The 8,121-nt window shown below is 42.3% G+C and carries 5 protein-coding genes and 1 pseudogene; 3 read left to right on the top strand and 3 right to left on the bottom strand.

The features are described from left to right. Positions 1–146: 146 nt before the first annotated feature. Positions 147–371: pseudogene (locus BKL49_RS12045) on the top strand (IS3 family transposase); the annotation flags it as partial. A gap of 63 nt (positions 372–434) precedes the next feature. On the opposite strand, the gene dapD reads toward BKL49_RS12045, so the two are convergent. Further along, positions 435–1,262 carry a 2,3,4,5-tetrahydropyridine-2,6-dicarboxylate N-succinyltransferase gene (gene dapD / locus BKL49_RS12040; protein WP_077425786.1) on the bottom strand — a complete coding sequence of 276 codons (828 nt, stop codon included), beginning with the start codon at positions 1,260–1,262 and terminating at the stop codon, positions 435–437. Between the two features lie 377 nt (positions 1,263–1,639). Here dapD and purR point away from each other — a divergent pair, with 377 nt between their 5' ends. Together purR and ppc are read left to right on the top strand one after the other, a co-directional pair. Next, on the top strand, positions 1,640–2,656 hold the full coding sequence (purR, locus tag BKL49_RS12035; protein WP_077425784.1) for an HTH-type transcriptional repressor PurR: 1,017 nt from the start codon (positions 1,640–1,642) through the stop codon (positions 2,654–2,656). A gap of 522 nt (positions 2,657–3,178) precedes the next feature. After that, positions 3,179–5,818: a phosphoenolpyruvate carboxylase gene (gene ppc, locus BKL49_RS12030; RefSeq protein WP_077425782.1), complete on the top strand. Its 2,640-nt coding sequence runs from the start codon at positions 3,179–3,181 to the stop codon at positions 5,816–5,818. 84 nt (positions 5,819–5,902) lie between these two features. Here ppc and rnm read toward each other — a convergent pair whose 3' ends face one another. Both rnm and pyrD read right to left on the bottom strand, forming a co-directional pair. Then, positions 5,903–6,727, bottom strand: coding sequence for an RNase RNM (rnm, locus tag BKL49_RS12025; protein WP_077425780.1), 825 nt, complete (start codon positions 6,725–6,727; stop codon positions 5,903–5,905). Beyond that, on the bottom strand, positions 6,727–7,746 hold the full coding sequence (gene pyrD / locus BKL49_RS12020) for a quinone-dependent dihydroorotate dehydrogenase (RefSeq protein ID WP_077425778.1): 1,020 nt from the start codon (positions 7,744–7,746) through the stop codon (positions 6,727–6,729). The genes rnm and pyrD overlap by 1 nt, the downstream gene beginning before the upstream one ends. Positions 7,747–8,121: the final 375 nt, after the last annotated feature.

Genomic DNA, 8,121 nt, shown 5'->3' with positions numbered 1-8,121 from the left:
TAAAACTGACCGCACTTTGAGCTGTCCCCCAAAAGTTGGATAACTCAACCAGCGGATTACCGATAATTCATAGCAACCAAGGGCATTTATATGGGCTTGAGCGTTGACGAAAGATGTTAATACGCTCGAATGGTTCACCTTACGCGATTCAAAGTATGAGCCGTAGAGGGAACTGCTATGATAATGCGGTGATTGAAAGTTTTTTCAGTATGTTAAAATCGGAATATTTTTATGGTCATCAATTTTCAACGATTGATGAGTTGGAGCAAACGCTACACGAACATATTCGCTATTATAATGAGAAGAAACGAATAAAAACAGGTTTAAAAAATTTGAGCCCTGTACAGTTCAGAGCTCAATATTTAAGTTAATTTATAAACTGTCCAAGTTTATGGGGCAGATCAAAGTGCGGTTATTTTTCTAAGTGTTTTTAATTATTCTTCAATAGAACGTAATAATTCGTTGATCCCTACTTTACCTAAGGTTTTCGCATCCACTTTTTTCACGATAACCGCACAGTAAAGGCTGTATTTACCACATTTTGACGGAAGACTACCGGAAACCACAACCGATCCTGCCGGCACGCGACCATAGTGAATTTCACCGGTTTCACGATCATAAATTTTGGTAGATTGACCAATGAACACACCCATTGAGATCACGCAATCATCTTCAACGATTACCCCTTCAACCACTTCAGAACGTGCGCCGATAAAGCAATTATCGCCGATAATGGTTGGATTGGCTTGCAACGGTTCTAATACACCACCAATGCCGACACCGCCGGACAAATGCACGTTTTTACCAATTTGCGCACAAGAACCGACTGTCGCCCAAGTATCCACCATTGTACCTTCGCCCACATAAGCACCAATGTTCACATAAGAAGGCATTAATACGCAGTTTTTAGAAATATAAGCCCCTTTACGTACCGTTGCAGAAGGCACAACACGAAAACCTTCTTGCTGAAAGCGTTCTTCCGTATAATCGGCAAATTTTAATGCCACTTTGTCGTAATATTTTGTTTCCGCACCATCAATAATTTCATTGTCATTAATACGGAATGAAAGCAATACGGCTTTTTTCAACCACTGGTGCGTAACCCAATCGCCATCAATTTTTTCTGCCACACGGTATTTACCGCTATCCAATCCTTCGATTACCTCTTCAATCGCTGCGCGGGTTTGGGCATCAACGGTTTTCGGTGTAATATCCGCACGTTTTTCAAACGCGGCTTCAATAATTGCTTGTAAGTTTGACATTGTACTTCCTATTTATTAAGTGAAAAAACGGAGCTAGTTTTACCATATTTTCGATCTACTGGCAAAAAACCTCTCAAAAAATAACCGCACTTTGTTCTAATACTAAATCAACAAAGTGCGGTCGTTAAAAGATAATTTTATCGATTAAAAGATAGCCAGTGATAAACCAACAATAAACGTCATACTAAATACGACTGCCACCATTGCATAACCAAAATCACTCATATTTACTCCTTATCATTGATGTTAAAAAACGCCCTCATTCTAACAAGAAAAACGAAAAAAACGACCTTTTTTTAAAAAAAATTTATTCAATATTTAACTATTCCGGCGCAATCCTTATAATAGGCAAAATTTTTTTCAGAGAAAATTCAATTATGGCAACAATTAAAGATGTGGCAAAAATGGCGGGGGTTTCCACCACCACCGTTTCCCACGTAATTAATAAAACCCGATTTGTGGCAAAAGAAACGGAAGAAGCCGTTCAACACGCCATTAAAACCTTAAAATATTCACCAAGTGCAGTCGCCAGAAGTTTAAAAGTCAATACCACAAAATCCATCGGAATGATCGTCACCACCAGTGAAGCCCCTTATTTTGCAGAGATTATCCACGCGGTGGAAGAACATTGCTATCGCCAAGGCTATTCCCTCTTTTTATGCAATACACAAAATGATGCGGAAAAAATCAAAAATCACTTAGAAATGTTGGCGAAAAAACGGGTGGACGGTTTGTTGGTGATGTGTTCCGAATACACTCAAAGCTCCCTTGATCTGCTTTCTAATTTCTCAACCGTGCCAATGGTGGTGATGGATTGGGGCCCGAATAGTAATACCGATGTGATCGAAGACAACAGTTTTGCCGGCGGTTATCTTGCCACTCAACATTTGATTGATTGCGGTCATAAAAAAATTGGCATTATCGCCGGCGAACTCAGTAAAACAACGGCAAAAACACGCTATGAAGGCTTTGAAAAAGCAATGCAGGATGCCAATCTTAGCATTAATAAAAACTGGGTAATGGAAGGCTATTTTGAACCGGAAGACGGCTACGAATGTATGAACAAAATCCTTGTTCAATCGGAATTGCCGACTGCCGTCTTCTGTTGTAATGATGTAATGGCACTTGGGGCAATTTCCGCCATTACCGAAAAAGGGTTGCGTGTACCGGACGATATTTCCGTGATTGGCTATGACAATATTCATTCCTCACGTTTCTACGCCCCACCACTGACCACCATTCACCAATCAAAATCAAGATTGGGCGCGCAGGCGGTGAATCTACTGTTTGAACGCATTGCACAAAAAGACAACGAAGATTTACCGCAATCCCGTAGTCGTATTGATATTCATCCGGAATTGGTGTTAAGAAAATCTGTTAAGACGATTTTATAAACTATCTCAAGGATTAACAGTGTCTTTATTATTACCAACTTCTCCTCCCTCAGTCACTTCGTGACTGGTTATTCGCTTCGCTCATTCCGTTGGAGTGATTGGCAGAACCAGCGCTCAAATGCACACATTTACTCGCCGTAAATGAAGGAGCGAGGATCACGTTATTTAGACGTTGTGTGATGGGGATATTTTGATAGATTAGTAAGGACGCTACGCCGGCGTTCTCAGTTAATTCATTGAAATTGTTTGTTTTTTTGATATAAGACGCGAGATGCCGCATCCTTACCAATCACGTTATTTGAAATTTGTGAATTTATTACAACATACACCCAATTTATCTTCTCTCTCCGCTTGCGAATAGAGGTATCGAAGGCAAAGGAAGGGAAAGTGCGGTTGGTTTTTAGAGAAAATTTATTTTTTGTTGTTTTTTGTCAATCTTTCCTCTCATAAGATTTGACCGCCCACCTATTTTTAGTTATATCTACACCCGATTTTATTTTGTCTTACTTTTTAGGAGTTTGTATGGCACAAGAGTACGCAACTCTACGCAATAACATCAATATGTTAGGGCGTTTTCTCGGAGAAACCATCAATGATGCACAAGGTGCGGATATCCTTGAATTAATCGAAAATATTCGTAAATTATCACGCGATTCACGCGCAGGAGACGACAAAGCCCGTCAAGAATTGCTCACCACCCTTGCCAATATTTCAACAGACAACATCATTCCTGTTGCCAGAGCATTCAGCCAATTCTTGAATCTCACCAATATTGCCGAACAATATCAAACCATTTCTCGTGAACATTCAACCAAAGCCCCTTCCGATCGCTCACTGCAGGCATTATTTGCACGCCTAAAAGCGGAAAATGCCTCAAAAGAAACGGTTTATGAAACCATTGAAAAACTCTTAATCGAATTGGTATTGACGGCTCATCCAACCGAAACCACACGCCGTTCATTGGTTCATAAACACGTGGAAATCAATAAATGTTTAAGCAAGTTAGAACACAATGATTTAACCGAAAAAGAACGTAGCGTTATTGAACGTTTATTGCTCCGCCTTATTGCAGAAGCGTGGCACACCAACGAAATCAGAACCGTTCGTCCAACGCCTTTTGATGAAGCCAAATGGGGCTTTGCAATGCTTGAAAACAGCCTTTGGCAAGCCGTACCGGAATTTTTACGTCAGCTCAATGAAAATGCCCGTGAATTTTTAGGTTACGATTTACCTGTTGGCTTAAAGCCGGTGCGTATTTCTTCTTGGATGGGGGGCGATCGTGACGGCAACCCGTTTGTTACCGCACCGATCACTCGCAAAGTACTTAACTTTGCCCGTTGGAAAGCGGCGGATCTTTTCTTAAAAGACATCAGCGAACTTGCCGATGAACTTTCTATGGTGAAATGTACGGAAGCATTTCGTGCCAAATATGGTGATCATTTAGAACCTTATCGCGTAGTCGTAAAAGGCTTGCGAACCAAACTAAATACCACCCTTTCCTACTTTGATGATTTACTGGCAAACCGTGTACCGCGTGTTTCCGAAAGCGAAATTATTTTAGAAGATAATCAGCTTTGGGAACCACTTTATGATTGTTATCAATCTTTAATGGCGTGCGGTATGCGTATTATTGCAAACGGAACATTGTTAGATATTTTACATCGTATCCGTTGCTTTGGTGTCACCCTGTCACGAATGGATATTCGCCAAGAAAGCACCCGCCATACCGAAGCGATTGCCGAAATTACCCGTTATATTGGTTTAGGCGATTATTCCCAATGGACAGAAGATGACAAACAAGCCTTCTTAATTCGTGAATTAAGCTCCCGCCGTCCGTTGATTCCACAAAATTGGACACCTTCTGCAGAAACACAAGAAATTCTTGATACCTGCAAAGTGATTGCAGAACAAAGAGAAGGCGTGATTGCCTGCTACATTATTTCAATGGCACGCACCGCCTCTGATGTGCTTGCCGTGCATTTGCTATTAAAAGAAGCCGGTGTGCCTTATCATATTCCTGTTGTGCCGCTTTTTGAAACCCTAGACGACCTAGATGCCGCCGAAGAGGTGATGACCCAATTATTCAATGTGGGTTGGTATCGTGGCGTGATTAATAATCGTCAAATGGTGATGATTGGCTATTCCGATTCAGCCAAAGATGCCGGTATGATGGCTGCCTCTTGGGCACAATATCGTGCGCAAGAAGCCTTAGTCAATTTAACAGAAAAATTAGGTATTGAACTGACCTTATTCCACGGCCGTGGTGGTACTATTGGTCGCGGTGGTGCGCCTGCTCACGCGGCACTGCTTTCCCAACCGCCCCGCTCATTGAAAAATGGCTTACGTGTAACGGAACAAGGTGAAATGATCCGCTTTAAGCTCGGCTTGCCTGCCGTTGCCGTAGAAACCTTTGATCTTTACGCCAGTGCAATTTTAGAGGCAAACTTATTACCACCGCCTGAACCCAAACCGGAATGGCGTGCCGTAATGGATGAACTTTCTGATATTTCTTGTGAAATTTATCGTGGTGTGGTGCGTGGTGATAAAGATTTTGTGGCATATTTCCGCAGTGCAACGCCGGAACAAGAACTCTCCAAACTCCCTCTCGGATCACGTCCTGCAAAACGCAATCCAAATGGCGGCGTAGAAAGTCTGCGTGCAATTCCTTGGATCTTTGCGTGGATGCAAAACCGCTTAATGCTTCCTGCGTGGTTGGGTGCCGGCGCATCGGTTCGTCAAGTGATTGAAAATGGAGAACGGAAGATTATTCAGGAAATGTGCCAAACTTGGCCGTTCTTCTCTACCCGAATCGGTATGTTGGAAATGGTATTCAGCAAATCTGATGTATGGCTTTCTCAGCAATACGATCAACGTCTGGTGAAAAAAGAACTTTGGTATCTTGGTGAAAATCTACGCCAACAATTACAAGCCGATATTAAAACCGTGCTTTCACTTTCTCATCGTGATGAATTGATGTCTGATTTACCTTGGGTTGCGGAATCTATCGCCTTACGCAATATCTACACCGATCCGCTTAACCTATTACAAGTGGAACTCCTCTACCGCTTCCGTGAAAATCCGGATCAGCCAAATCCTGATGTGGAACAAGCCCTGATGATTTCCATCACGGGGATTGCGGCAGGTATGCGAAATACCGGCTAAACGAAAGGGACACCATCGGTGTCCTTTTTCTATCTCTAAACAATTTGTAGCAAATACCGGAAATACCACCTTACTTTTTTGCTTTTAAAACAACGTCCAAACCGGTTTCACCTCATCAGGTAAAACCAAATTTTTCCCTAATTCCACCCAACCGCAAGGGAAATGAAAATCTGAACCAACCGAACCGACAAAATCAAATTCTTTCGCCCAACGGGCAAGCATTTGGCGTTGATCTTTCGTTTGTCCGCAATCGGCAATTTCCATACCATCACCACCCCATTCTTTAAAATCCGTCATCAACCGGCGAATCCATTTTGCGGTCATCGTGTAACGCAGCGGATGGGCGATTATGGCAATACCGCCGGCGTGATGAATGGTTTCAATCGCTGTGGGAATATCCGTCCATTCCGCTTTTACAAAGGCGGATTTGCCCATCCCTAAATAACGTTTGAAGGCTTGCCCATCATTAGACACCTTGCCAAGCTGAACCAAATATCGGGCGTAATGGGCGCGGGTGACTTCACCATTTGCCAAGGTTCTTGCCCCTTCGTAAGCATTTGGTATGCCTGCTTTTTCTAATTTTTTGCCAATTTCAACCGCTCTTTTCTCCCGCAAGGCTTTTTGTTCGGCTAAAAGTGCGGTCATTTTCGGGTGTGTTTTATCAAAATTTAATCCCACAATATGAATCCCACGCCCCTGCCAGTTGGTGGAAATTTCTACCCCCGAAATTAATTCAATACCGAATTTCTCTGCGGCAATTTTTGCCTCATCAATACCATCAACCGTATCGTGATCGCATAATGCCAACACGTTCACGCCCTGTTCTGCCGCACGTTGCACCACTTCCGAAGGACTAAGCACCCCATCTGAAGCGGTGCTGTGGCAATGTAAATCGTAAATTTTTGTCATTATTTAATCTGTTTCACCAATTCTTTCACTAATTTCGGGCCGTGATAAATCAATCCCGAATATACTTGCAATAATTCCGCCCCTGCCGCGATTTTTTCCTGTGCATTTTGCACACCATCAATGCCACCGCTGCCGATAATCGGAATCTGCCCTTTTAATTCTTTCGCCAATCGCTGAATAATGGCGGTGCTTTTGTGTTGCAACGGCTTACCGCTCAACCCACCCTGCTGTTCGGCATTTTTCAACCCTACGACCGTATCCCGCGTAATGGTGGTATTGGTGGCGATCACCCCATCCATTTTATGACGAAGCAAACTATCGGCAATTTGCACCAATTCCGCTTCGGACAAATCCGGTGCAATCTTCACCGCAATCGGCACATATTTATTGTATTGATCTGCCAAAATCGCCTGACGGGCTTTCAGACTTTGCAACAAATCGTCAAAATAATCACCATATTGTAACTGACGTAAATCCGGCGTATTCGGTGATGAGATATTCACCGTGATATAACCGGCATAGTTATAGGCTTTGTTTAAACAAAAAATATAATCGTCTTTGCCGTGTTCTAAGGGGGTTTGTTTATTTTTACCGATATTTATCCCAATCACGCCACGATAACGTGCTTTTTTCACATTTTCGATTAAATAATCAATGCCGTTATTATTGAACCCATTGCGATTAATAATCCCCTCCGCTTCAATCAAACGAAACTGACGGGGTTTTGCATTGCCGTCTTGTGCCAAAGGCGTAACCGTTCCCACTTCCACAAAACCAAAACCCAACGCACCAAAGCCATCAATCGCCTCGCCGTTTTTATCCGCCCCTGCCGCCAAACCGATCGGATTTGGAAAACGCACCCCCATCACGGTTTTTTCCGTCCCTTTTGGTGGTGAAAGGAGCGATGTTAAAAGCGGTTGAAATAAAGGATTGCCGGCAAGTTTTAAGCATTGAAGGGTAAAATTATGCGCATTTTCCGCATCCATTTGGAAAATACATTGACGGAATAATTTATACATACTCGTTTATCTCTCAGGATAGTTGACTGTAAGAAAAGTGCGGTCAAAACCAACCGCACTTTTGCAAAAATTAACTTGTAGGAACGCCACGCCGGTGTCCGTATTTAAAATTCAAACAATTTCAATAAGTTAAATATGTCGGACACCAGCGTGGCGCCCCTACTGATTTTATGTCTTTATCAAATAGCGGTGCATTTTACGGAGAAAGACAACAATGTGCAATTAAAGAAAACCCCTTACTTTCACTTTAATGTCAAATAAAAAGTAAATTTACCCAGCAGAAAATTTTCTATAAAATAACCGCACTTTTTTCAAAAAAACGCTTATTTTTCACTTTACAAAGGATAAAATTTATGCAGAAGTCAGAAGTCAGAA

Origin of the sequence: Rodentibacter myodis, from assembly GCF_001999305.1 — a bacterium.
Lineage (GTDB): Bacteria > Pseudomonadota > Gammaproteobacteria > Enterobacterales > Pasteurellaceae > Rodentibacter > Rodentibacter myodis.
The sequence above is the reverse complement of the archived record's forward strand: the minus strand, read 5'-3'. Positions and strand labels throughout refer to the sequence as shown.